Origin of the sequence: Paenibacillus sp. FSL L8-0340, from assembly GCF_038593145.1 — a bacterium.
In the GTDB taxonomy this organism is placed as follows: Bacteria; Bacillota; Bacilli; order Paenibacillales; family Paenibacillaceae; genus Paenibacillus_AQ.
The window spans coordinates 2747634-2771159 of record NZ_CP151967.1 but is presented as its reverse complement, the minus strand read 5'-3'; the positions used below and the strand labels follow the sequence as shown (position 1 = coordinate 2771159).

Genomic DNA, 23526 nt, shown 5'->3' with positions numbered 1-23526 from the left:
TCTTTCATGATCCACTTTTATCATCATTTGTGGTCGTTTTTGCCGCTTTGGTGATCCCTCACAACAATCGTTCTAGGTTTCTTGTAATCCTACTTCTTACCCACACCGGCTATATCCGCAGTTGCTGCAGGTCTTACAGCCTTCGATGTTAACCAGCGAGGCGCTGCCGCAGGATGGGCAGAGGTCGCGGGAGGCCGCCCCATGGCCGCCGTGGCCGTAGTCCGCTACTGCCGCAGACGGTACGCTCGCTTTCAACTCAGCGTTCAGCGCTTCGTTGAAATCCTCCAGCTCCAGCGTTGCCGCGATCGGAGCGGGGACATGGTCGTCATGTGCGTTGTTCAGCACATGCGTTTCCAGTGCCTTCGCTACCGCGTCGGCGATGGACTCGACGCGGTTCGCGCCGAAGCCGATGGCACCGGAGCCGCCGATGCCCTTGAGATGCTTGATCAGCAGCTCGACCTTCTCGCCGTGGTCGCCGTAACGGAGGAACAGCGAGCAGACACGGCCCAATGCTTCCGCCATGGCGAAGACGTCGGAGCCCGCTTTGCCGACATTCAGGAAGATTTCTGCCGGAATGCCATCCAGGTCGTTGATGGTGATATACGCCATGCCGAATGGCGTGTTGATCTTATAGGTTGCGCCGCGCAGCACCTGCGGGCGTTTCTTGTATTGCTTGTCAACAACATTGGCATTGGCCTGTGGCGCAGGGCTCGCTGCCACAACTGCGCTGGCCGGTGCAGCTTCTACTGCTTCCGGTGCAGCCGTTTCCGCTGCCGGAGCCTCTTTCTTGTCTTCCTTCTTCGTGGTTTCCAGCACTTGCACATCGCGGCTGCCGTCGCGGTAGATAGTTACACCTTTGCAGCCCAGATCGAAGGCCATTTCGTACAGCTCGGCAGTTTCTTCAACAGTGAAGTCTGACGGGCAGTTGGCGGTCTTGGAGATCGAGCTGTCCACCCAGCGCTGAATGGCAGCCTGCGCACGGATGTGATCCTTGGCCGACAAATCCATCGAAGTTACGAAATAATCAGGCAGCTCTTCACCCGGATGGGCTTCCAGCCATTCCTGTGCGATCGGTACGAACTGCTCGTCGTAGCCGAGACGGCTTTGACGGAAATATTTGAAGGCAAAATAAGGCTCAATACCAGTCGAAGTTCCTACCATTGTACCGGTGCTGCCTGTGGGCGCCTGAGTAATCACGGTAACGTTGCGCATGCCGTGCTTGCGGATGGATTCACCCACCTCCGGATAAACTTCGGTGATGTTTTTCATAAATCCGCTCTGCAGATATTTGTCGGATTCGAACGCCTGGAACGAACCCTTCTCGCCGGCAATTTCTGCTGAGGCCAGATACGCTTCGCGGGCCATAAAGCCGTACAGCTTGTCCAGAAACTCCAGCGATTCAGGACTGCCATAACGGATGTTGAGTTTAATCATCAGCTCAGCCAGACCCATGGTTCCAAGGCCTACGCGGCGTTCCAGCTTCTGGTTGGCTTCATTTTCCGGGAAATGATACGGCGTCTTGTCAATGACATTGTCCAGGAAGCGAACAGAATAACGGGTAGTCGTCGCCAGATCGGCCCAGTCCACATCATGATTCTCCGCGTCGTAGAACTTCGAAAGGTTGACGGCGGACAGGTTGCAGACGCCCCAGCCCGGAAGTCCTTGCTCACCGCACGGATTGGTGCAGATAATCGGATTAAAGTACCAGCTGTTGGACATTTGGTTGTAGTATTCCATGAATACGACGCCCGGCTCTGCCGATTTCCAGGCTGATTCTATAATCGTATGCCACACATCCCGTGCTTTAACTGTACGGTAAGGAATGACCCGGCGGCCGTCCGCTTTCCATTTATCAAGGTCTCCGTCCCAAATCGTATCATAATCAGGGTCCGTCGTATCCGGGAATACGAGCTCCCAGTCGAGATCCTCTTTAACAGCTTTCATAAAAGCGTTGCTGACGCATACTGAAAGGTTGGCATTGGTCACTTGACCCATAGTCTGCTTCACAGTAATGAAATCAACCACATCCGGGTGCCAGTCATTGATCATCAGCATCAGCGCGCCACGGCGGCTGCCGCCCTGCTCAATCAGCCCGGTCGTATAGCTGAACAGCCCGCCCCAGGAGACAGAGCCGCTGGATGATCCGTTCACGCCTCTAACGATGGCACGGCGGGGACGCAGCGAAGACAGGTTAATCCCCACACCGCCGCCGCGGGCCATAATCTCGGTCATTTCCGACAGTGTCTGCATAATTCCGCCGCGGCTGTCTTTAGGCGAAGGTACTACATAACAGTTGAACAGCGTCAGCTCTTCACTGGCACCGGCGCCTGCGGCGATCCGGCCGCCCGGTACAAGCTTCCAGTCATCGAGAATGGAGCGGAACTTGCCTGTCCATTCTTCCTGAAGCTCAGGCGTTTTCTCTACCGAAGCCATGGCGGCTGCGAGCCGGTCCCACATTTCCTCCGGAGTTTTCTCTATATTAAGCGTAAGCTTTTCTACGTCCGATTTCACCAGTTCACCACTGCGTGTCTTCACGGTAACAATCCGTCCGCTGCGCTCTACAATTTCGCCAACTTCCTTGGTAGGGAATTTGGGGTCGTCTTTGGTCAGGACGAGAACAACATCGCCTACCTTGGCATTATTGCTGTCCGCATCCTTCCACGCATAGCGGTCCAAAAATATTTTCTCGCTAAGGCCCTCAAGGCGCTGCTTACGTTTCACTGTACTCAATAGAAAAACCTCCCGGATGTATGATATGTAAATCTTCCGTTCCATGATGTGGGCTTACGTTTTGTGACCCACAACAGAAACTTCCAGCTGCCCTGCTTGTGCAAAGGAAGTTCCTCTTGTCAATAACAAATAACCGTCAAATGCTCTGATAAATCAATATTTCAAGCATTTGTAACAATATATTGTGTGCGTCAGCTTTTAAACTATACCACATATTGTATCGGAGGTCTTTTTCGATATAAGAAGCCCCGTGGCGAAAAATCGGCATCCATGACGCATTTTCTCACTCTTGCTCGTTTTTTTATAAAATCAGAAACTAAAAGTTTCATCTGCGGGTGAGTGAATCTTTAATATGCGCAACTCTTTAGCAATCCATATCAGGTTATGAATTCTCTCTTTTACGCGCATACTACTTCTACGCTAGTTCGATATGATACAGCGCCGGAGGAGGCTGCAACATGACGCAATTATCCCGCAATTCCCTGACGCAAGAGGTCAATGCACCCGCACCGCAGCTGCCTGTTCCCCTATCCTTTGAGCGAAACTGGCTGCATGATCTGGAGTCGAGACTGGAGAAAGGCGGGCCTTGGGGAGACTTGAGGTTATCCCGGCTTGCCGTGCAGGGTGAAGAATCGGGCCTTGTCACCAGCTTCGACGAGCTGCAATGCCTGAAGCATTTGTCAGGACTGTCTCCGCTTCCCCACCAGCTTGATACCGCTCATAAGGTACTCTTTGAAATGTCGGGCCGGGCGATTCTCGCCGACGAAGTCGGACTCGGCAAAACGATCGAAGCCGGTCTCGTGCTTAAGGAATATTTGGTACGCGGACTGGTAAGCAAAGTGCTGATTCTGGTTCCCGCCTCGCTCGTCCTGCAGTGGGTACGCGAGCTGAACGCCAAGTTCGGCATAACTGCCGTAGCACAGAAGAAGACCTATTCCTGGGGAAACGACATTGTGGTCGCTTCCATGGACACCGCCAAACGTGATCCGCATAAAGAACTGCTGCTCGGCTGCGAATACGACATGCTGATTATCGACGAGGCCCATAAGCTGAAGAACAAGAAGTCCACCAACTACCAGTTCGTTCAGCAGCTGCGCAAAAAGTACTGCCTGCTGCTCACCGCCACCCCTGTACAGAATGACCTCGGCGAGCTGTTCAACCTGATCACCCTGCTGAAGCCGGGGCAGCTTGGCAATCAGGGGGATTTTGCCGCTAATTTCGTCGTGGACAAACGCCAGCCGAAGAATGAAGTCCAGCTGAGGGGCGAGCTGTCTAAAGTCATGATCCGCAACCGCCGCGGCGAGGGCCCGGTCAACTTCACCAAGCGCAAGGTCCGCAATATACCGCTCACGCTCTCACCGGAAGAGAAGGTATTATATGACGGCGTTACCGCCTTTGTCAAAGACCAATATCAGGAATCAGGCGGCAATCTCAGCAGCATGCTTTCTCTGGTTACGCTTCAGCGTGAGGTATGCAGCAGCCGCGATGCTGTATTCATTACCTTGGTGAACCTAATCAAAAAGCTGCCTGCCGATTCTCCGAAACGGGAGCGGATGATGGAGCTGCTGCAGAGCATCCGCACCGTCAAGACGAATACCAAAGCGGAGAAAACGATGGAGCTGATCCGTGAAATGAACGAAAAGGTTATTGTCTTCACTGAATACCGCGCCACGCAGGAATATCTGCTGCAATACTTCCGTGAACACGGGCTGCAGTGTGTGTCATACTCCGGAGGGATGAACCGCGGCAAGAAGGACTGGATGATGGATCTCTTTCGTGGACGGGCCCAGGTGATGATTGCTACGGAGGCCGGCGGTGAGGGCATCAATCTGCAGTTCTGCCACCATATGATCAATTTCGATCTGCCGTGGAACCCGATGCGGGTCGAGCAGCGGATCGGCCGGGTCCACCGTCTGGGCCAGGAGAACGACGTGGTCATCTACAACCTCTCCACAGAAGGTACGATTGAAGAGCATATTCTGCATCTGCTGCATGAGAAAATCAACATGTTCGAGATGGTCATCGGGGGTCTTGATGTGATCCTGGAACGTTTCGAGAAAAAGGAATCGCTGGAGAAAAGCCTTTATAAAATCATGCTTGAAGCCCGCAGCGACGAGGAGCTGCGCAGCGGACTTGACCACATCGGCGAATCCATCAGCGAGCTGACCCAAGGCATACAGAATGAAAGCGAGGCCACCTGATGACCCTTTCTCCGCAACAAGTCCGCAAGCATGTCATGGATTATCTGGAAGCAACGGAGTGCTCGATCCTTGAGGTATCTCCGCTGCATGTGACGGTGAAGCTCTCGCCGCGCGCCGACCGGATGCTCACCGACCGGCCCTATTATTGGGGGTTCGTGGAGCGCACCGGCGTCGATCCGGAGACGCTGTCGTTCACCTTCGTCTTCGACCCGGAGAAGTACGACAGCTTGGCCGCGCAGGCTGCTCCTCCGCCCCGGGCACAACGGGGCGTGGCAAACCGCCCTGCGGCCGGGCTTCTGCCGGGCGCAGGCGGCAGCCTTGGCGCGGCAGAGATGGAAGCAGGCGCGGACAGCCCGGCGGCCGGTTTCGGGCAGCCGCCATCCGCAGGGGCGGCTCCCGCTGAAGCAGACCCGCAGGACGGCATTCTCGCCCGCTACTTTGGCGTTGTGCCGGTACTGCCGCGGATCGGCCCGGGCATGATCCGCCGTGAGGATATAGTATACGGCAGCAAGCGGCTGAAGCAGATCTGGGCCGCCGCGCGTGATGAGGGAAAATGTCTGCAGCTGTTTGAAGACCCGGGAAGCAGACAGCGGATGACGCTGTTCTCTGCGGCCTATGAACCGTGGCTAGGCGTCTGTTACAAAGTGGAGATGACTTGCGATCTGAAGCGGGAAGAGCTGCATTTTATCGGAATTTCCTTAACCAGCGGGGTCATTACCGCCGACTTTGGCACGAGGCTGAATACACGGGAATTAACTCCCCGCTTGCCGGAGAATATTCACATCCAGCCCTCAGAGCTTACAATTGCCGCCGGGGCCGACCGGCTGGAGGCTTATTTGACTTCACAGCTCGCAAAACTGGACTACAGCTGGGCGGAGGAAGCCCGGGAAAGGCTGCGGCTTGAGCTGAGCATCGTAGACATTTATTATGAGGAGCTGCTCAAAGAGCAGGACGAAGAGAAGCGGCTGGCGATCCAGGAGCAATATAACCGCCGCCGGAAGGAGACCTCCTGGCAATACGAGCCGCAGGTTGCAGTTTCTGCCGTAACCTACGGACTGTTTCATCTGCGCAGCACATAGAATGCGACCCTGCTCGCTAAAAGCAGGCAAAAAAACAGCGGAATTCCCGCAACCCGGCGGACAGCATGCAACACCCTTTTTAGAGCTTGTCCGCTACAATTAATTTATACCCGTTCCATGAAGATGATTTGATTTGGACCAAGAAAGGTGAACGACGACATGACTATAAAATCAAGGCGGAAGGCCGTGCCTGGTCGTCGCGGCCGCTTCCTCCTCATTCTGTCCCTCTGCACAATCGGGCTGTCGGCAAGCTCTGCCTTTCCGGCTGCCTATGCCGCTAAGGACACCCGCGTCACTGTCACACAAGCAGTCTCCCCTGATGTGCTGGCCTCACTTGTAATCAAGGTGCAACCATCAACGGAATCGCTGCAGGACTTCACCAAGCTGACCATCCGCAAGCTGTCCGCCGATGCTCCCTTCACAAGCTGGAAAGAGGCCCGTACCGACTATTATCCGCTGGGACCGGGCACACATAGCTGGCTTGTTAATCTCATGGACGGCGGGCAGCGCATCGGATACCTGATTGTCTCGGCTACAGAGCAAGGCGGTTATATGCTTAGCGAATACGGAACCGGAACCTCCGGGCTGCCTTACAGCTTGACCGATCTGCGCCAGTTTCTGGTGCAGGAGGAACTCATCTCTTCAGATTATTCAGGAAAGCTTGAACTGACGGCTCTTTACGCCTCTTTGCTCCCGGTGTGGAAATTAACGCTCGACCATACGGATATATATATCAATGCTTCGGTACCGCAAGTTCTGCCGTGGGGTTCAGACAAAGCAGAAGAGGTCCTGAAGGTACAGCTAGATGGAGTCAATACAATCTCCGGGCTGGACTCCGGCTGGTCTCCCCTGCAGACCTACCGGAGTGAAGGTCTGGATGATCCATACGCTGATTTACAGTGGCTGACCAGCCCCAAGCTGAAGCTGGACAGCGCAGAAAACTTCACTATTCTGCTGATTCAAAATGGCAGTCTCGTCTTTCAGTCAGCTGGCAGGAACGATACGACCGGAGCGCCTTTTATGATTACGGGGTATCAGCGCTGGCTGCCTGCCGGTTCCAGCGGGAACAAAACCGGCAGCAGTCCGGCCATCGTCTATGCCGCTGCGGGTCCGAAAGGCAAACGTTACCTCCCTCTCTCAGCTCTTCAAAAAAGCGGTACCCTGCACCAGCTGCCTCTAGCCGGCAAAACAGTGATCGGTACGCTTACAAATTCTAAGCGTTAAAGTAACCCATTGTAAGTACAACGTCTTTCCCGCGGGCATGCAACAAAACAACCTTCCACAGTGCCATATACAGGGCACCTTGGAAGGTTGTTTTCAGTTCAAGCTGTATGCGATTTGCCGGTACTACTACTTGCAACCTGATCACTTCCTGTCGTTCCGGCTCCATTTGCTCCGCCAGATCGACCAGCCGAGCGGCAGCATGCCGAACCATTTCTCTGCCCACGGCTCTTTCTCGGCCTTTCGCCGCGCCCGGCTGGCACGAGGGTCCTCCATATAAACGACTACCTTTTCCGTAATATACTTCACAAGTTCATCACCGCTGGAAGCCATTTCGCCACCTCCTGAAACTGAATGCTGAATTTGGGCACTCACCTTTGACTTCTGTCTTCTGTCTGGATATCCATGTTCCTAGTGTGCTCTTGAACAGCTATATCTAAACCGTGAAGCTGCTTTTCGTATAGGTTTGCCTGTTCCAGCACAATCTAACAAAGTACCCAGTCCGGTCAAAAGATCATTACCGCACGAGGAGGTCATCCACTTGAACTACTTGATGTACTTGAAGTACCTGAACCCAACCAGAACCCAAACCACCCGGGGAAGCGGTACACTGCGCCGGCTGTTCGTTATCGTGTCATCCGCCCTGTTGCTTATGCTTCCCCTGGGAGATGCGGGAATTGTGCAGGCGTCACCGGTGCCTTCAGGAGCCGCGGCGAAAGAAGAGCGCCAGCATATGCTCGGCCATGATCAACGGATCATTCTGATTGATGCCGGGCATGGGGGAATTGACGGGGGGACATCATATGGCAATATCCTCGAGAAAGATATCACTCTTGCCATCTCCCGCCGGCTGTTCCTGCTGCTGCGCAGTGACGGCTTTGATGCGATCCTTAACCGGACCGGTGACTATGCCCCCAGCGATGATAACCGCTGGCTGCGCAGCTCCTCCCGCCATTTGCGGGACCTTGCCCAGCGCAAGGAGCTGGCTGAGACGCTTCCGGCAAATGTCGTGGTCAGCATTCATATTAACTGGGCCGCTTCACCTTCCAAACACGGACCGCTTGTGCTGTACCGTCAGGAGGGACGCAGCTTCCTGCTGGCGAGATCCATTCAGAACCAGCTCAATCATCTCTATGATGTGAAAGCCAGCCCGTTACGGGGCAAGCCGTTTTATCTGCTCAATAAAATAACCGCCACAACAGTGATCGTTGAGGCGGGTTTTGTGAGCAGCCCGACCGACCGCGAGAAGCTTTGCAGTCCGAAAGGACAAGAGGAAATTGCCGAAGCGATTGCTAACGGTATTGCCGCGTATCTTATGGAGGTGTAAGCTGCGAATTCCATTGCCATTCGTCCCGGACCAGTTCGGAAATGCCTACAAACTCGACACTGTCCTTTGTTTCGGCAATGCCGCTGCGGATGCCCGCAGCGGTCTCTTTGCCCTGGATACCAACATGGCCGATTGCTATACAGTAGTTCTGGTTCAAAGCCCTTTCCTGCACCAGCCGCATTTGCTTCACGACATGACTTGCCGTATGAACATCGTCCAGAAAGATATGATTCTCCACGGGCGGGAGTCCGATCTTCCGGGCCATTCTGCCGGCTACCGAACGGTAATTCGTATGGCTGTCCACAAAAAACAATCCGCGTTCCTTGCATACCGCCAACACGATGCCCATTACCCGCTCATCACCGGTCACCTTTGAGCCCATGTGATTGTTAATTCCAACGGCAAAAGGAACATTGTCCAGTGCAGCCTCGACCTGCTTGCGTACCTCGGCATCGCTCATCCGGGTCAGAACCGCACCCGGGCCCAGCCACTCGGGTTTGCCTTGCTTCGGTTCCATCGGCAAATGCACCAGCACATCGAAGCCCTGCTCATGTGCGCGCCGTGCATCCTTCTCTGTAGTCGATAGAAACGGCATTACGGCAACAGTGATCTTAACCGGCAATTCCAACATTTCCTCCGTACCACGCATGTCATTGCCGAAATCATCGACAATGATGGCTATCCTGCTGCGGGCTGGTTGTTTAATCTCCTGCTGTCCTTCAGCCTTAGCACTGCCGATAACGGCGGGTTCGGCAAGGACGGCTGAAGACACTACAGATCGGCTGCCCCTGGCGTGATGTGAAACTGAACCAGCAGATGTTTCGTGCGCAGTGGCAGCGGGCGGAACCAGCGCCGGCATCAATGCGACAACGGCAATAATTAGATACAGAATGGTGCGTTTGCCCGTATGATTGCTCCTTTTCAAGAGGATCTCCTCCTTCGTGCTATGTTGCCATTGTTCTCATTGTTTGGAACCTGAAGGAGAAATATGTACGGGACAGGTACGCAATAATTAACAATCGTTATCCGGCCTGCTGCCCCCGGCGGTCAGCGGCAATGATCGCATCAAATACATCCTGCGGGGATACCTCAAACGGCATATTTGCCATCGGGCTGTCTGCCTCACAGCTGGCTTGGGCCGCAGCCATAAGTTTCCCCGGCTCCATCTCAGAAAGGCCCATTTCCTTAAGCGTTACAGGCAGGTCCACCTCCCGGCAGAAAGCAACAACGGCAGCGATCTCCTCCTCCGCTGCATGCTCCAGCATCAGCTGCGCCAGCGTGGCGAACGCCACCTTTTCCCCGTGAAGCATATGCCGGCATTCCTCAAGCACAGTCAGTCCGTTATGAATGGCATGGGCGGCGGCAAGTCCGCCGCTCTCAAAGCCGATGCCGCTAAGGTAAATATTCGCTTCCACGATATGGCCGACAGCCGCCGAGGCTATTCCTTGGCGGGCATCCTCTAATGCCTCAGCTCCTTCAGCAAGAAGCGTATCCAGACAAGCACGCGCCAGCGCATATGCGGCGATCGAGCTCTGTCCCCCTGCATGGGTCACAGCGCCGGAATTACGGCAAGCCCTCGCTTCAAAAAAAGTGGACAACGCATCGCCCATTCCTGCCGCCAGCAATCTCGGAGGGGCTTTAGCAATAATATCTACGTCGGCGATTACGGCATTGGGACTTTGTTGCAGAGGGAGATAGCAGTCAAACTCGCCCTCCTCCGAATAAAGTACCGACAATGCGCTGCAGGGCGCATCCGTAGAAGCCACTGTCGGAACAATGACCACCGGCAATCCGGTATAACGGCTGACGGCTTTGGCCGTGTCCAGTGTTTTGCCGCCGCCGATGCCCAGAATTATACCTGTAGCGTTCAAGTCCAGCTCCGCAACAATTTGCTCCACCAGCTTTAGACAACATTCTCCCTTGAACTCACGCTGAACAAGCGGCATAGACTCAGCGTCAAAGCTGCTGACGATATCATTTCCGTAGGTAGCGAGGATGTAAGGATCTACAATGGCATAAGCCCCTGTGGCTCCCATTTGTGTGCAATAAGCACCCAGCTTTGAGATTTCACCGCCGCCTTGAATATATTTTGACGGGGAATAGATGATTTGATTCATATAAAGTTCCTCCTTTTTCCAATCCTTATCAGTTTAAGGAAGAACCCGCCGCCCGGCAAGGACAAAGCAGACATCCTCTGCACTTTTCTAATCCCCACGGTATATGCAATCTGCTCATGCCAAAGAGCGCTCCCCTAAGATTCCAGAAACGCTCCATTGTATAGATCGAGTTAAAACCTGTTCAATTTTGAAGTTGTATAAGCTTAAATTTTCCGGACAGGCATACGTTTGACATCCCCGGTCAGCGTGCATTCCTGTTTGCCAAAGTTGCTCTGAGTGATCTTGGTATCAATCAGGTCCACGATTTGCTGCAGCGAAGCAATCTGGTTCAGTATTTTCTGTCTATGAATCTGAATCATTGCATACAGCTCCGGGTATTCAGCAAGATTGGAATCCAGCGACAGGTCAAGATATGGCCGCATATCATCCAGGGACATTCCCGTTTTTTTCAGACAGGTGATCAGCTTCATGGTTTCGATATCTCCATCACTGTACACCCGGTGGCTGTTCCCTTTGCGCTGTGCCCGGGGCAGCAGTCCGATCTTCTCATAATAACGGATTGTGTCCTCCGTGATTCCCGTCAGCTCAGAGGCCACTTTAATGGAGTAGCCCTTGATCATTGCGTTAACCTCACTCATGCTGCCACCTCCGTTTTCTTATTTTTATATTGTATAACCTGGAGTCAGCTCCAAGTCAACGTTTATTTCACGGCAACCTGCCCTTATCTGCTGCCCTGTTTCAAGGATTTTGAATAACGTCAAAAAATACAGTCAAACCTCCTTGACTTGGAGTCGGCTCCAAGTTATACAATGAGCGCATCATCAACCGTCAGGCCTAAGACCACTATTACTGAACTTTGAGGAGAGATTACTATGACAACACAAACACAGCGCGGAATCGCGCTGATTACAGGAGCCAACAACGGAATTGGCCTGGAATTGACCCGCAAACTGCTGGGTGAAGGCTGGGAGGTGATCGCACTTATCCGCTCTGGATTTCCCGAAGAAGATGCCCCTATCCTTGAAGCACTAAGCAGCAAGCGGGTGCGGATTTATAAGGCGGACCTTGCAGATTTTCATAGTCTGGGAAAAGCGCTCGGGGAGGTTGTGGCGGCTGAACCCCGGATTGATCTGCTGTTCAACAACGCCGGCGGCAGCTTTGCCGAATTGAGTTATTCCAAGCAGGGGCGGGAGCTGCACTTTGAGCTGCAAACAGTGGTCCCCTACATTATAATGATGGAACTAAAAGTGCTGCTCCTGAAAGGAACTCATAAAACGGTGATCAATACTGCCTCCAATGCGGTTCTGACACTGAAGGAATTTAATCCGGATACCCTGGAGCGTCCAGCATCCTTCAAAAAACTGTTCGGCCCCTACGCTACTTCCAAAATGGCGCTTTCACTCTGGACCAAAGAAATCTCCACACAGCTAGCCGCTGAAGGAATAATGATCCGCAGCGCAGACCCGGGGGGCAATAATACGATCCGCAGCGGCAAAAAATCGGGTTTACCTTTTTATCTGAAGCCGATTATCAAGCTGTTCTTCCCTCATCCCAGCTACGGGGCCGGTCTGCTGTACAAAGCGGCTTTCGGCAGGCACAGCCATGTGCCCGGAGTATTTCTCGTCAAAGACGAGGTGAGCAACCTGAAGTTCGCCTCCGAGAGCCGCAAGGTTCTGGAAAAAGTGCAGGCCATTTATGAACATGAGTATGTTCCTGCCTACAGCAACTCTTGATAATGTGGGGTGGCTAACTAATTGTAATACAACCAAAATTATTGCATTTTTCATTTTAGGAGGTCAGTTCGACTGATTTACCATATCCTCATCACAATCCTTTTAGCCGCCCAATCCTTTAAATGCGCGCAGCAGCAGCAAATTTTCAATCGCAATACTCGCTTTCCACCAGTTTTCGGCGACTGCAAATTCTTTCTCATAAGCAGCCCAGCTCCAGGTCAAATTCCAAACTCCCTCCGGATTTCGGGTGCTCAGTATGTAGTCCAGCTCTTGTTGAACCAGCGCTGCGTGATCCGCGGCACCCAAACTATCCGGTGTTTTGATAAATGCAGAAGGTCTGCAGCTGTATCCGTTCCAATCCCCGGCTCCGCGTGCCAGCAGCACTGCGATTTGGGCTCTGGCAGCTACTATTAGCTGCGGATAAGCGAAATGCTCCTCGACCTTAGCGGCAGAGATACACTCCAGCATCGTGAGCACACATATCAGCGGATGCATCTCTATATCGGGATGCTCCAGAAACCTGCCTGCCAAGTCTTTGGCAATTTGCATGCCTTGTTCATAGAGCCGGCTATCTCTGTCGGCAAATTTGAGGATTGCCCCAGCCAGAATTGCTGTCGGATTATACATACTGCGGGCGGTGCTGTTCGAATCCGTATGCCACCATGGGGCATGAGGGTAATCATTATTGGAGTCCACTACATTCCTCCAGATACCTTCATCCATCTCCGCTCCACTGTCCAGATACCTCATCATCCCTTGAACGATCGGATGGGTCCGGTCATCAAAATGAACCTCCAGCAGCTTCTCTACCGCTGTCGCTGTCTGAATCGGTGTGGAGTTCGGATTCCAGGAGTCGGCTTCAAGCGCATGTCCAAAACCGCCGTCTTCATTCTGATAAGCAGATAAGGCCTCCAACACTGCGGACAAAGGCCCTTCTTCGAAATGGAACCTCCATCTGGCGAGATCCAAAGGGCGGGCATTGCGGTAAAACCAGCTGCGAATTCTGTTGTAATCCGTAAGCGGCAAACTCATTATGATTCTCCTTCCGGTAATTAGATCGGCCTGTAAGTCCTTGGTGCTAAAGTATATACTTGTATTAAACAAAACCCGCTATGTAGATAGCTATGACATCACTCATTATTTTTACAATGACGTACAATCTCTATTTCTGGGTCCTAAAGGATACATTGATATTACACTTGTGGTTTAAGAAGTTGATAACGGCTATATCCTTACTGCTTGTATTACCGTTGTCCACAACAAATATCTATGCGGCCACTCCGCTCCATATCGTGGCGAATTCAGTTGATTATTCTGCATCTCAATTTATGATTAAGGAAAATCATGTTTATTGCAGAGAAGTCTATTTACTGGGATAAGGAGTCGAACAAAATAACGGTAGCGGGTAAAATAAGCTATTGAGCGATAACCGCCGCAGACTATGTTCCACCTCTTGTCTAATCCACAATTTGGAGTTTCCGCTTTGGTTCAGCCTCTGCCCCTAAGGCATACCGTTGGAAAATTTGCGGTTATGTTAATATTAAAAAATATGTACATGCATAACATAAAAGAAAAAGCGGGTAGAGGAGTGAACTATGAACAAGACTAAGGATGCCGCAGGTGTGTTCTCTTTGATGAAGCAGCTGTTCCAAAAAATCAAACTCGACGATGTGCAGGGTATCAGTGCGCAGTTGACTTATTATCTGATCCTCTCCCTGTTTCCTTTCCTGATCTTTATTATGACACTGATCGGTTACGCCCATATTTCTATCGAGGACAGGATTGCGGAGCTGCAGCAGATCATGCCTGCCGAAGCCGTCTCTATTATTGAAGAGATTCTGCAGGATGTATCCGAGGGACGGAGTGAGGCCCTGCTGTCCTTCGGGATGCTGGCCACGCTGTGGGCTGCCTCCAAGGGCATCAATGCCATCATCAAAGGGCTTAACCGCGCCTACGATATTGATGAGAGCAGGGTGTTCTGGAAAATACGGGGGATTGCTTTCCTGGCCACCATGATCATTGGTGTTGTTGTTCTGCTCAGCATTCTGCTGCTCGTACTGGGGAGCTGGCTGAAGACACAGATTTTTCTGCTCGCTGATCTGCCTTACGGGCTGCAGAAGGTATGGGATCTGCTGCAATATATCGTCCCGCTGTTCGTGCTGTTCGTCGTGTTCACTCTGCTCTACTGGATTGCACCCAGCCGGAGGCTTACGCTAAAAGAGGTTATGCCCGGCGCGATGTTCTCCACCATCGGCTGGATCATAACCTCCATTCTCTTCTCCATTTACGTCAACCAGTTCAGCGATTTCACCAAAACCTACGGAAGTCTCGGAGGCGTCATGATCCTGCTGATCTGGCTGTACATCAGTTCAATCATTATACTGGTCGGCGGCGAGATCAACGCGCTCCTGTTCAATCGCAGGCCCATCCGCAAATAGATTCCGGTGAGGCTGAGGCATTTTAGACTACACCATTCTTCGCTTCATCGTGCGGTTTGGCGGAGTCTGCCCCGGCTATCTCGGGAAGGTATGCTCCTTCTTCTTGCAGACGTCTGCGCAAGGTAGGGATATCCACCGCATGCACGTCATTGTCAGGAAGCTTCACTGCCAGTGCTGCGGCAATCCCGGCGGCTTCGCCCATGGCCAGACAGACCGGCATCACCCTGACACTGCCTTGGACCTCGCGCACACAGGAGATGGAACGCCCGGCGACCAGGACGTTTCTCAACGTCCGCGGGGTCAAACAACGGTAAGGAATGCCATGCGATTCGCCCGGACCGTAACGTTTAATGACTTCCTGCTTGCCTCCAGCCTGCTTCTCTTCCTTTTCCGTCCCATGGATATCAATGAAATAGCTATTGCGGCAGATTTCATCCGCGAAGCTGCGTCGGTTCACATAATCCTCCACACTTAGTACGTAATCCCCGGTAATTCTTCTTGTCTCACGCACTCCCATTAACGAACCTGTACTGGCCACAAAAGAGCTGCCGAAGGATGCCGGCATAAACTCGGCAAGCGCCTCCCTGTAAACTGCGGCAAGTTTCCTTCCCTGCATCAGTGCAGCCGATACCGAAAAGGCATCCGTGTTGTCCACTTCCCATAAATGGCCGGCGTTAAAGCCTACCGTACGGGGAGCAATCATATTGTTGCAGATATGCGAATCCGGGATCAACGGATATTTGCCGGACCGCAGAATGTCATAGATCGGACTGGTTTTATTATTGCCATGCAGCAGCGGTCCGTTCAGATAAGCATATTCATCCACATTCCCGAGGTTGAAGCAGTGCGTGGCCGGCATGAGGTCACCGGTTCCGGTATCGCCCTTGAGGTATTCCGCCCCTGCCCAAGCCGCAACATCGGCATCTCCTGTACAGTCGATATATACCTTGGCCTGCATAGCCTGCAGGCCGCTTTTGCTGGCCGTAATCAGTGCTTCCACCCTGCCGTCTTCACCGGTTTCCACAGAGCCAAGCAGGGTCTGGAACAATACAGTTACACCAGCTTCTTGAACCAGCTCATCATAGATGACCTTCAGCTTCTCCGGTTCAATCGGCACCCAGTCCATGGCATCCTTGTCAACATGCGGCATCTGAGCTTTCAGGGCTTCAAATACTTTCATCGCCAGCCCTCTATAGATGATGGTCTCCATGTCGGAGAATGGACACCATGCCGGCACCAGTCCCGAGGTTCCCATTCCGCCAAGGCTTCCCGTCGCTTCAATCAGCAGTGTTCTTGCCCCTTCACGCGCGGCGGCGGCGGCGGCCGTGCAGCCCGCAGGGCCGCCGCCCACAACGATCACATCCCAGTTGTCCTGGAGCGGAACTTTATTGCTCCGCATCCTGTAGGTTTTCATTCTATTTTCCTCCAAACACTCAGCCTTTTATTTAGCGGATGCCGCATACCAGTCATTAACTTCTTTGACACTCGCTTCTCCGCCAGCGGCATTGTACTTTTCAACAAAGGTTGTTACCGCCTCAGGGGTCTCCTCACCTACGATTACCTTGACGGCAAAATCATTGATCATCTGACCCAGTGAAGCATTGCTCTTGGAATATTCCGGCAGGGATGGAGCCAGCGCAAGCGGATCAGAGATTCTGGCCTCTGCAGGCAGCTCATTGTTAAGGAAGGAGAAGCCGGCAAACAGACGTGCATCCTTCTGGACACGGGCCTGCCAATAGATTGGATACAGCTTTTCATCGATACCGGTCAGATAGTTGCTTGCATTGCCCCGTTCATCCGTGAACAGCGGCAGAATCGGGCTGTACATGCCATCTTTAAACGTATGATGTTTGCCTTCCTCTCCGATGGCGATCAGCTTGAACGTTTCTTTCTCCAGCTTGGCATTGATCCATTTAATTGCATCTTCAGGATGTTTGGCAGATTTCGGAATAAAGGTAATGCGGTCGAACCCGCCGCTCATCCCGAGGCCCATTTGCCCGTCTTTCCCTTTTAAGGCAGGAAGGTAAGCAAACTTGGCATCCGGGAAATTTGCAGCCAGCGCATCAGCAATGCCCGGAATGTCATACCAGGGAAGCTGAATTACACCCACCTTGCCGCTGGTGAACTTCTCCTTCAGGGTAGCATCCTTGTTCACTGCAAATTCCTTGTCCAGAAGACCCTGCTTATACAAATCGGACATATAAGTTAAATATTCCTTGAATCCCGGGTGCAGCGGTGTCGGCACCAGTTTGCCGTCGACCTGGTTCCAGCTTGTGCCAATTCCGAATGCACCGGTAATATTGGCTGTCGTTGCGAGAGCACCGTCAATGGACATCGGTGCGCCGTTGCTGCCGTTACCGCCGGGATCTTTTTCCTTAAACGCCTTGAGCACTGCTGTAAATTCATCCAGCGTCGTCGGCATCTTTAGCCCCAGCTTATCGAGCCAATCCTGGCGGATCATCAGATCGGCCCCGGCAAACTGCGAAGAGCTGTTCGGAATCGCGTACAGTTTGCCATCTACCTTCATGGCATCAAAGGACGCCTCTGAGATGGACGCTTTAATGTTGGGTCCAAACTCATCAATTAGCGGTCCCAGATCCACCAGCGCACCCATTTTGGCATAATCGGTATACACGGCTTTTTCACCGGAAATGGTAATAACGTCATAAGGCTCACCGGAGGAAATCAGCAGGTTAAGCTTATCCATCGCTTTGTCTGCCGGTAGCATTTCGTATTTCACCTTGTAGCCGGTCTGTTCTTCAATCACTTTGGCAAGCGGATACGTGTTGTAATCATCCTTTGACCACAGATTGAGTGATTTCAGCTCAGGTTTGGAATCGCTTTCAGTTATTGCAGCGGTTGTAGACGCCGGAGCCTTTGCCCCCTCCTCTGTTCCCTTGCTCTCTTTGTTACCATTGTTGCCCGATGAACCGCAGGCCGTTGCTGCAAGCAGCAGCCCGGTGCACATCATGAGAGACAATCCTTTTCTATATTTCATCCTTATAACCCTCCTCCAATTGTATGGGGTGATGCTGTATATGAAACGCTCTGTCAAAGAGCGGCTTCATAGCGCAAGCTGCGGGGACAAAACTCAGCCTTTTACAGAGCCGATCAGCACCCCTTTGATAAAATACTTCTGCAGAAACGGATACACAAACAGGATCGGGACAGTGGAAGCTACCACAGTCGCTGCGCGTATGCCTTCAGGTGACATATTCATGAGATCGTCCACGCTTTTGTTCACAGCATTGGCCGCACTGGCATCCATTACGACATCCTGCAGATACAGCTGCAAAGTCTTAAGCGCGGTATCGTTGATATAGATCATCGGGCCGAAATAATCATTCCAGAAGCCCACGGCATAGAACAGGGCAATGGTGGCGATAACCGGCATGCTGAGCGGCAGGATGATCCGGAACAGTATAGTGTACGTCTTGGCACCGTCAATCCGTGCCGATTCCTCCAGCGCTTCGGGAAGACTCTCGTAGTAACTCTTGATAACCAGCATATTAAAGACACTGATCATTCCGGGCAGAATCAGCACCCATAGATTGTTGATCAAATGCAGCTGGCGCATCAGCAGATAATTGGGAATCAGCCCTCCGTTGAACAGCATAGTGAAGATGAACAGCACCATAATGAAGGAAATACCCGGCAGATTACGTTTGGATAACGGGTACGCGGTAAGTGCGGTCATCAGGATCGAAATAGCCGTTCCTACTACAGTGACACCGATGGATACACAAAAGGCGCGTATGAACATCGAGGAGGAAATAACCTCCTTCAAAGTGTCAAGCTGGAAGCCCACAGGCAGGATGCCCACCTTGCCGGAAGTGATTGCCCATTCTTCACTGACCGATTTGGATAACACGTTCAGCAGCGGCAGAAGCATAATAATCCCCAGGGCGATCAGGAAGACATACACGGAGATATCGAGCACCAGATCTCCTTTGGTTCGTTTGGTCATTGTTATCTTCTCTCCCTTCCCGGATTACCAGATTCCGCGCTTAAGCAGCTTGCGGCTGATGTAGTTGCCTGAGACAATCAGGATGAAACCGACGACGGAGTTAAACAGCCCGACTGCTGTACTGAAGCTGTAGTCCATCTTGCCAAGACCGATCCGGTACACGAAGGTTCCGATGACATCAGCTGTTTCATATACCACCGGATTGTACATTGTGAGAATTTGCTCTGTACCCGCGTCGAGTACTGAACCGAGACGGAGTATGAACATCAGCACCACCGTCGGCAGAATTCCCGGAATGGAAATATGCAGCATCCGGCGGATTCTGCCCGCCCCATCAATGGCAGCCGCTTCATATTGCTCCTGATCAATACCGGCAATGGCGGCAATGAAGACGATGGCATTCCAGCCCGTTTCCTTCCAGCCTGCGGTAAACACCACGAGACTGCGGAAATACTCATTGCTGACAAAAAAACTGACCGGCTCTCCGCCAAACCACTGGATGATGTTGTTGACCAGCCCGCCCGATGTGGAGAGGATGGTCACGAATAAGCCAGAGATAATGACCCAAGACAGAAAATGCGGAAGATAAATGATCGTCTGAATCGTCCGTTTGAAGAACATCAGCCGAACCTCGTTCAGCACCAGCGCGATGAAGATAGGAACCGGAAAAAGGATCACAATTTTATAAACGCTGATTAACAGCGTATTCATAAACACCCTTCCGAATTCTTCCGACTGGATCAGCTTATGAAATTGCTCCAGCCCTACCCACTCGCTGCCCTTAATGCCTTCAAAAATGTTGAAATCCTGAAAAGCAATCAGCACCCCGTAAAGCGGTGTATATTTGAAGAGCAGGAGAAACAATAATCCGGGGATCAGCAGTACATAATAATCCCTGTTTCTCCATGCATATCTCCACCTGCTTGCGGACCTGATTCTGGTTGGCTTAACCTTGCTCTTCGGGTTCAAATCCGTGACACCTGCGCCCAAGATGACTCACCCCCAACTGTTTATGGGTTAATTATAAAGATGGACCCCGGTACTGGTGTAGGAGGTAAAGCGATTATTTCTGGTCTCAGGTGACTGTAATAAAGCTGCAGAAACTATTCTGATGAAACCGCTTTAAATTTCACAGTAACAAGGGTTCCCTTTCCGTTCTCCGTCTCAATGGACAAGCCATACCGGTTGCCTGAGAAATAGCGGATTCTTTCATTGACATTATAGAGCCCAAACGAACCCTCTGAACTGCCCGGCTGAAGCCCGGCAGACGGCTCGGTCAGCAGACGGTTGGCCTGCTCCTGACTCATACCGATTCCGTCATCACAGACTGTGAGTACAATATCTCCCTGTTCAAGAGCTGCGGTAATTGTGATCACTCCTTGTTTTTGCTTCGTCTTGCGGATGCCGTGAAGCAGAGCATTCTCCACCAGAGGCTGCAGCGTCAGCTTCGGCATTATATATTGTTCAAGCCCCGGTTCCGCATGAATGGTAAATGTAAACGTGGACGGGAAGCGGTTCTGCTGAATCTCCAGGAACACCTTGGCCAGATTCAGCTCATCCACAATGCTGACGTTGTCGCGCCCTTGGTTCAGGCTGAGCCGGAAATAACGGGCCAGCGCTTCAATCATCTGGCTCGTGTCCTCAGCGTCATGGGCAATGGCCGACCAGTTGATCATATCCAGGGCGTTGTACAGGAAATGGGGATTGATCTGCGCCTGAAGTGTGCGAAGCTGGGCCTCCCGCTCCTGCATCTTGGCCTGATACGATTCTTCCATCAGGTTATTGACCTTGTGAATAAGATGGTCCACACTGCGCTCCAGCAGCCGAAAATCACCATCAGGCATGGAGCGGCGGTCCTCCAGCCAGCCGATCCCTTCCTTGCGGATCATTCTGAGAATCATCTGTACTCTGCGCTGCATGCCTTGAATCATGAACATGAAGAGAACAAAGACCAGTACCAGGAACAAAACCGTAATTCCCGCGAGTGTAGCAATACTGGTGAACTGATTCATCGCTGTAGCCCTGTGTGAAATCTCAGGCTCCGATACCTGTGCAACCAGCTTCCAGCCAGTCGTTCCGATGGTGGTGTACACTACGTTCACTTCTTCACGGCCAATCGAATGCTTTAGGATGCCTTCCCCCGAGTGTTCGATGGTGTCAAGCAGCTCTTCAGGCAGGACATCCGCTTCCTGTTGCAGATTTCCTGGTTTGTTATCCGACTTATTCAGACCGGTACTATCTGAACTGTAGATCAATCTGCCGCTGGCATCGGTTAGAAAAGGCGCATACTTGTCCGAGAACTGCAGCTCCGACATAATCTCCCCGATCAAACCTTCGGACACATCCATCACGAGAATACCCACAATCTCTTCATATTCCTGGGGATTGCGCAGCATCCGGGCTACGGAAAAAATATTTTTTTTACCAATGTCGTTATACTTCTCCTGGTAAACACCGGTCCATACCATCCCCCCGCCGGCCTCTATCACCGATTCATACCATGGATATCTCTTTGCATCCTCGAGGGAATACAGATTAATCCGGTCTCCGGCATACAGGCGGGAAGGATCAACAAAAAAACGCAGGCGGAAAATATCCTCATTCTCCTGCGCGGTTTCGGCCAGATTGCGGAGCTCCTTAATTTGTTTTAGCTGCTCCGTGATACTGGCTTTCTGGAGCAGATTATCGTAGAGGATTTGGTTCATAAACACCGAATTGCTGCTGTCGCGGATGTGTTCCAGCTTGTAAGTTAAATTCAGCCCTGCCTGCTTAAGTGTAAGCTGCATCGAACGGGTAACTTCCTGTTCCAGAATTTCACTAGACCGCTGATAAAAGGAGGCCAGTAAAATAGACACCGGCAGCAAGATTAGCAAGGCATAGACAAGCAGCCACTTTCTTGCGGCCAGAATCCCCTGTCCAAGTCCAGTCAGATAGCTCCATCCCAGTTTCATAAAGGTGACACCTCATTTCTCCGGCCTTTTTGTCGTATCGCCCTTGGGAGGCACAAGTTCTAATTTTGCTGTTCTCTGTAGGCGCTGGGTGTGCTCCCGGTCATTTTTTTGAACAGTTTGCTGAAATGGCTGGGATCGGTATAACCTACGGCATAACAGACCTCGTAAAATTTGTTCTGCGGATCTCTCAGCAGCGTTTTCGCCTTTTCAATCCGTACTTTGGTCAAATATTCAAACACGGTTTCACCCGTTTCCTGCTTATACAGCAGCCTTACATAGGTAGGACTGAGATATACGCCTGCTGCAATATCGGCGATCGTCAAATTGTCCGCATAGCGCTCTCCGATCAGGCGGCGGACCCGTTCAATGACCTCACTGGACTTTCCGCTGCGTTTGGCCTCCACAAAATCACAGACATGCCGCAAATACGATTCCGTATACCGCAGCAAATCCTGTATCGTTTCCTGGCGCATAACCAGCTTCCAGGCTTCCATTTCCCGTTGCTCCCACTCTGCCGTCATGCCGTTCAGCTCTATCAGCACCTGGCTGGACTGCAGGATCAGGTGGAGACTGACATTCTGCGCGTAACGGGAGCCCTGCCCCCGGTTCTGCTCCAGCAGGCCAAAGATACCTCTCAATTCCCCCTGCAGCCGGTTTTGATCGCCTGACTTAAGGGCAGTGATTACGCGTTCGCTCCATTCCGGCTCAAAGCGGTAACGCAGATTCTCTCCGGACTCAATGTTGTCCATCGTCAGAATGCGATTTTTACCCAGATACCATTTCTGGTCGGCGGCAGCTCTTGCCTGCTTATAGGAGGCCGGCACCTCAGAAAGGCTGCCTACTCCATCCCCCACCCCGATAGTTACACTCAGCTTCAGCCATTTCCGCAGATTGTCGCGGATTGATTCCGCCAGCAGCAGCAATTCGTTCTCGGGAGAGCGGTCAGCTGACAGCTCCGGTTTGATCTCCCGGTCCGCCTCCTGCCCTCCAAAAGAACGGGTCAACAAAATGCCGACATACTCTCCCGGCTCCTTCTCAAACGTCACACCGCGCATTTGCTTATCCGTTAACTCTTGAATGATATTCAGCACCGTATAGGACAAAAGCTGTTTATCCCGCTCACTGCGTGAATCCATTACCTGCGGAACATCATCAATTACGATGACCATAATGATATAGCTGTCCGCAGAGAGCAGCGACAGTCCCAGAAATTGCAGTTTATCCTGAACCTGGGCCATGTTGATGTTGTCGCTGACCACCGACAGCAGAAATTTCTCGCGCAGCAGCGGCATGCTCTGGGTCAGCTTAACCTGCATTTCCTTCACCCGGTCCCGCTCCCGCCTCTCCGCATCCAGTGCAGCAGTCACTTTTTCCATCACAGCGTACAATTCTTTTCTGCTGACTGGTTTAAAAATATAATCAGCCGCATGCATCTGCAGCGCCGATTTCAAATACTCTGCATCGTTATGCCCGCTGATAAACACAATTTTGGCATCCGGCAGCAGTGCACGGACCTCCGCAGCCATCGTAATTCCGTCCATGGAAGGCATTTGCACATCCGTCAGCACAATATCCGGCCTAAGCTCACGTATGAGCGTAAGCCCTGTATCTCCGTCATCCGCGGTTCCGATCAATTGAATCCCTTGTGCCGCCCAGTCTACATAAGTGCGCAGCCCGTTCACCACCGAGGGCTCATCATCCACAATGACTAATGTTTTCATAGTATCAGTTCCTCTCTATATGAGATTATTTGTTTCACAGA

General features: G+C 52.1%; 18 protein-coding genes. 6 read left to right on the top strand and 12 right to left on the bottom strand.

The window, feature by feature from the left end; all coding sequences use genetic code 11:
- Nucleotides 1-96 precede the first annotated feature (96 nt).
- The gene (locus NST07_RS12280; protein WP_342481651.1) at nucleotides 97-2730 is read right to left on the bottom strand and encodes an adenosylcobalamin-dependent ribonucleoside-diphosphate reductase; all 2634 of its coding nucleotides are present in this window, start codon (nucleotides 2728-2730) and stop codon (nucleotides 97-99) included.
- A 458-nt stretch (nucleotides 2731-3188) separates the two neighbouring features.
- Here NST07_RS12280 and NST07_RS12275 point away from each other — a divergent pair, with 458 nt between their 5' ends.
- From NST07_RS12275 to NST07_RS12265, 3 genes are all read left to right on the top strand, one after another.
- On the top strand, nucleotides 3189-4931 hold the full coding sequence (locus NST07_RS12275) for an SNF2-related protein (protein ID WP_341378189.1): 1743 nt from the start codon (nucleotides 3189-3191) through the stop codon (nucleotides 4929-4931).
- Nucleotides 4931-6010, top strand: a complete 1080-nt coding sequence (locus tag NST07_RS12270) for a YqhG family protein (RefSeq protein ID WP_341091972.1) — start codon at nucleotides 4931-4933, stop codon at nucleotides 6008-6010. The genes NST07_RS12275 and NST07_RS12270 overlap by 1 nt, the downstream gene beginning before the upstream one ends.
- 159 nt (nucleotides 6011-6169) lie before the next feature.
- Nucleotides 6170-7234, top strand: coding sequence for a hypothetical protein (locus NST07_RS12265; RefSeq protein WP_342481650.1), 1065 nt, complete (start codon nucleotides 6170-6172; stop codon nucleotides 7232-7234).
- A 141-nt stretch (nucleotides 7235-7375) separates the two neighbouring features.
- Here NST07_RS12265 and NST07_RS12260 read toward each other — a convergent pair whose 3' ends face one another.
- Complete coding sequence (locus tag NST07_RS12260) at nucleotides 7376-7564, bottom strand: YqzE family protein (RefSeq protein ID WP_341091969.1); 189 nt, start codon at nucleotides 7562-7564, stop codon at nucleotides 7376-7378.
- Between the two features lie 208 nt (nucleotides 7565-7772).
- Between NST07_RS12260 and NST07_RS12255 the strand changes: the two genes are divergently transcribed.
- On the top strand, nucleotides 7773-8558 hold the full coding sequence (locus tag NST07_RS12255; protein ID WP_341091968.1) for an N-acetylmuramoyl-L-alanine amidase: 786 nt from the start codon (nucleotides 7773-7775) through the stop codon (nucleotides 8556-8558).
- On the opposite strand, the gene NST07_RS12250 is transcribed toward NST07_RS12255, so the two are convergent.
- The 3 genes from NST07_RS12250 to NST07_RS12240 form a co-directional block, all read right to left on the bottom strand.
- Nucleotides 8545-9483 (bottom strand): divergent polysaccharide deacetylase family protein, encoded by a 939-nt coding sequence (locus tag NST07_RS12250; protein WP_342481649.1) that lies wholly within the window; start codon nucleotides 9481-9483, stop codon nucleotides 8545-8547. The genes NST07_RS12255 and NST07_RS12250 overlap by 14 nt on opposite strands.
- 97 nt (nucleotides 9484-9580) lie before the next feature.
- Nucleotides 9581-10675, bottom strand: coding sequence for a glycerol dehydrogenase (locus NST07_RS12245; RefSeq protein ID WP_342481648.1), 1095 nt, complete (start codon nucleotides 10673-10675; stop codon nucleotides 9581-9583).
- Nucleotides 10676-10878: 203 nt separating this feature from the next.
- Complete coding sequence (locus NST07_RS12240) at nucleotides 10879-11313, bottom strand: MerR family transcriptional regulator (RefSeq protein WP_342481647.1); 435 nt, start codon at nucleotides 11311-11313, stop codon at nucleotides 10879-10881.
- Nucleotides 11314-11547: 234 nt separating this feature from the next.
- Between NST07_RS12240 and NST07_RS12235 the strand changes: the two genes are divergently transcribed.
- A complete protein-coding gene (locus NST07_RS12235) occupies nucleotides 11548-12408 on the top strand; it encodes an SDR family NAD(P)-dependent oxidoreductase (RefSeq protein ID WP_341378188.1) in 861 nt (286 codons plus the stop codon).
- A gap of 102 nt (nucleotides 12409-12510) precedes the next feature.
- Here the strand turns inward: NST07_RS12235 and NST07_RS12230 are convergent, their stop codons facing one another.
- Complete coding sequence (locus NST07_RS12230) at nucleotides 12511-13440, bottom strand: hypothetical protein (RefSeq protein ID WP_341091958.1); 930 nt, start codon at nucleotides 13438-13440, stop codon at nucleotides 12511-12513.
- A gap of 563 nt (nucleotides 13441-14003) precedes the next feature.
- Between NST07_RS12230 and NST07_RS12225 the strand changes: the two genes are divergently transcribed.
- Nucleotides 14004-14846, top strand: a complete 843-nt coding sequence (locus NST07_RS12225; protein WP_341091956.1) for a YihY/virulence factor BrkB family protein — start codon at nucleotides 14004-14006, stop codon at nucleotides 14844-14846.
- Between the two features lie 22 nt (nucleotides 14847-14868).
- Here NST07_RS12225 and NST07_RS12220 read toward each other — a convergent pair whose 3' ends face one another.
- From NST07_RS12220 to NST07_RS12195, 6 genes are all read right to left on the bottom strand, one after another.
- Nucleotides 14869-16260 carry an FAD-dependent oxidoreductase gene (locus tag NST07_RS12220; protein WP_342481646.1) on the bottom strand — a complete coding sequence of 464 codons (1392 nt, stop codon included), beginning with the start codon at nucleotides 16258-16260 and terminating at the stop codon, nucleotides 14869-14871.
- Nucleotides 16261-16287: 27 nt separating this feature from the next.
- Entirely contained in the window at nucleotides 16288-17844 is a 1557-nt protein-coding gene (locus NST07_RS12215; protein WP_341091951.1) for an extracellular solute-binding protein, read from the bottom strand.
- 93 nt (nucleotides 17845-17937) lie between these two features.
- Nucleotides 17938-18813 carry a carbohydrate ABC transporter permease gene (locus NST07_RS12210; protein ID WP_038589718.1) on the bottom strand — a complete coding sequence of 292 codons (876 nt, stop codon included), beginning with the start codon at nucleotides 18811-18813 and terminating at the stop codon, nucleotides 17938-17940.
- Between the two features lie 24 nt (nucleotides 18814-18837).
- Complete coding sequence (locus tag NST07_RS12205) at nucleotides 18838-19749, bottom strand: ABC transporter permease subunit (protein ID WP_341097630.1); 912 nt, start codon at nucleotides 19747-19749, stop codon at nucleotides 18838-18840.
- 167 nt (nucleotides 19750-19916) lie between these two features.
- A complete protein-coding gene (locus NST07_RS12200) occupies nucleotides 19917-21764 on the bottom strand; it encodes a sensor histidine kinase (RefSeq protein ID WP_342481645.1) in 1848 nt (615 codons plus the stop codon).
- 59 nt (nucleotides 21765-21823) lie between these two features.
- The gene (locus NST07_RS12195; protein WP_342481644.1) at nucleotides 21824-23485 is read right to left on the bottom strand and encodes a response regulator; all 1662 of its coding nucleotides are present in this window, start codon (nucleotides 23483-23485) and stop codon (nucleotides 21824-21826) included.
- Between the last annotated feature and the right edge of the window lie 41 nt (nucleotides 23486-23526).

Excerpts from the sequence above, each read along its gene's own strand:
- NST07_RS12275 (WP_341378189.1), top strand. The coding sequence starts at position 3,189 with ATGACGCAATTATCCCGCAATTCCCTGACGCAAGAGGTCAATGCACCC.
- NST07_RS12270 (WP_341091972.1), top strand. The coding sequence starts at position 4,931 with ATGACCCTTTCTCCGCAACAAGTCCGCAAGCATGTCATGGATTATCTG.
- NST07_RS12265 (WP_342481650.1), top strand. The coding sequence starts at position 6,170 with ATGACTATAAAATCAAGGCGGAAGGCCGTGCCTGGTCGTCGCGGCCGC.
- NST07_RS12260 (WP_341091969.1), bottom strand. The coding sequence starts at position 7,564 with ATGGCTTCCAGCGGTGATGAACTTGTGAAGTATATTACGGAAAAGGTA.
- NST07_RS12245 (WP_342481648.1), bottom strand. The coding sequence starts at position 10,675 with ATGAATCAAATCATCTATTCCCCGTCAAAATATATTCAAGGCGGCGGT.
- NST07_RS12240 (WP_342481647.1), bottom strand. The coding sequence starts at position 11,313 with ATGAGTGAGGTTAACGCAATGATCAAGGGCTACTCCATTAAAGTGGCC.
- NST07_RS12235 (WP_341378188.1), top strand. The coding sequence starts at position 11,548 with ATGACAACACAAACACAGCGCGGAATCGCGCTGATTACAGGAGCCAAC.
- NST07_RS12230 (WP_341091958.1), bottom strand. The coding sequence starts at position 13,440 with ATGAGTTTGCCGCTTACGGATTACAACAGAATTCGCAGCTGGTTTTAC.
- NST07_RS12225 (WP_341091956.1), top strand. The coding sequence starts at position 14,004 with ATGAACAAGACTAAGGATGCCGCAGGTGTGTTCTCTTTGATGAAGCAG.
- NST07_RS12220 (WP_342481646.1), bottom strand. The coding sequence starts at position 16,260 with ATGAAAACCTACAGGATGCGGAGCAATAAAGTTCCGCTCCAGGACAAC.
- NST07_RS12215 (WP_341091951.1), bottom strand. The coding sequence starts at position 17,844 with ATGAAATATAGAAAAGGATTGTCTCTCATGATGTGCACCGGGCTGCTG.
- NST07_RS12210 (WP_038589718.1), bottom strand. The coding sequence starts at position 18,813 with ATGACCAAACGAACCAAAGGAGATCTGGTGCTCGATATCTCCGTGTAT.
- NST07_RS12200 (WP_342481645.1), bottom strand. The coding sequence starts at position 21,764 with ATGAAACTGGGATGGAGCTATCTGACTGGACTTGGACAGGGGATTCTG.
- NST07_RS12195 (WP_342481644.1), bottom strand. The coding sequence starts at position 23,485 with ATGAAAACATTAGTCATTGTGGATGATGAGCCCTCGGTGGTGAACGGG.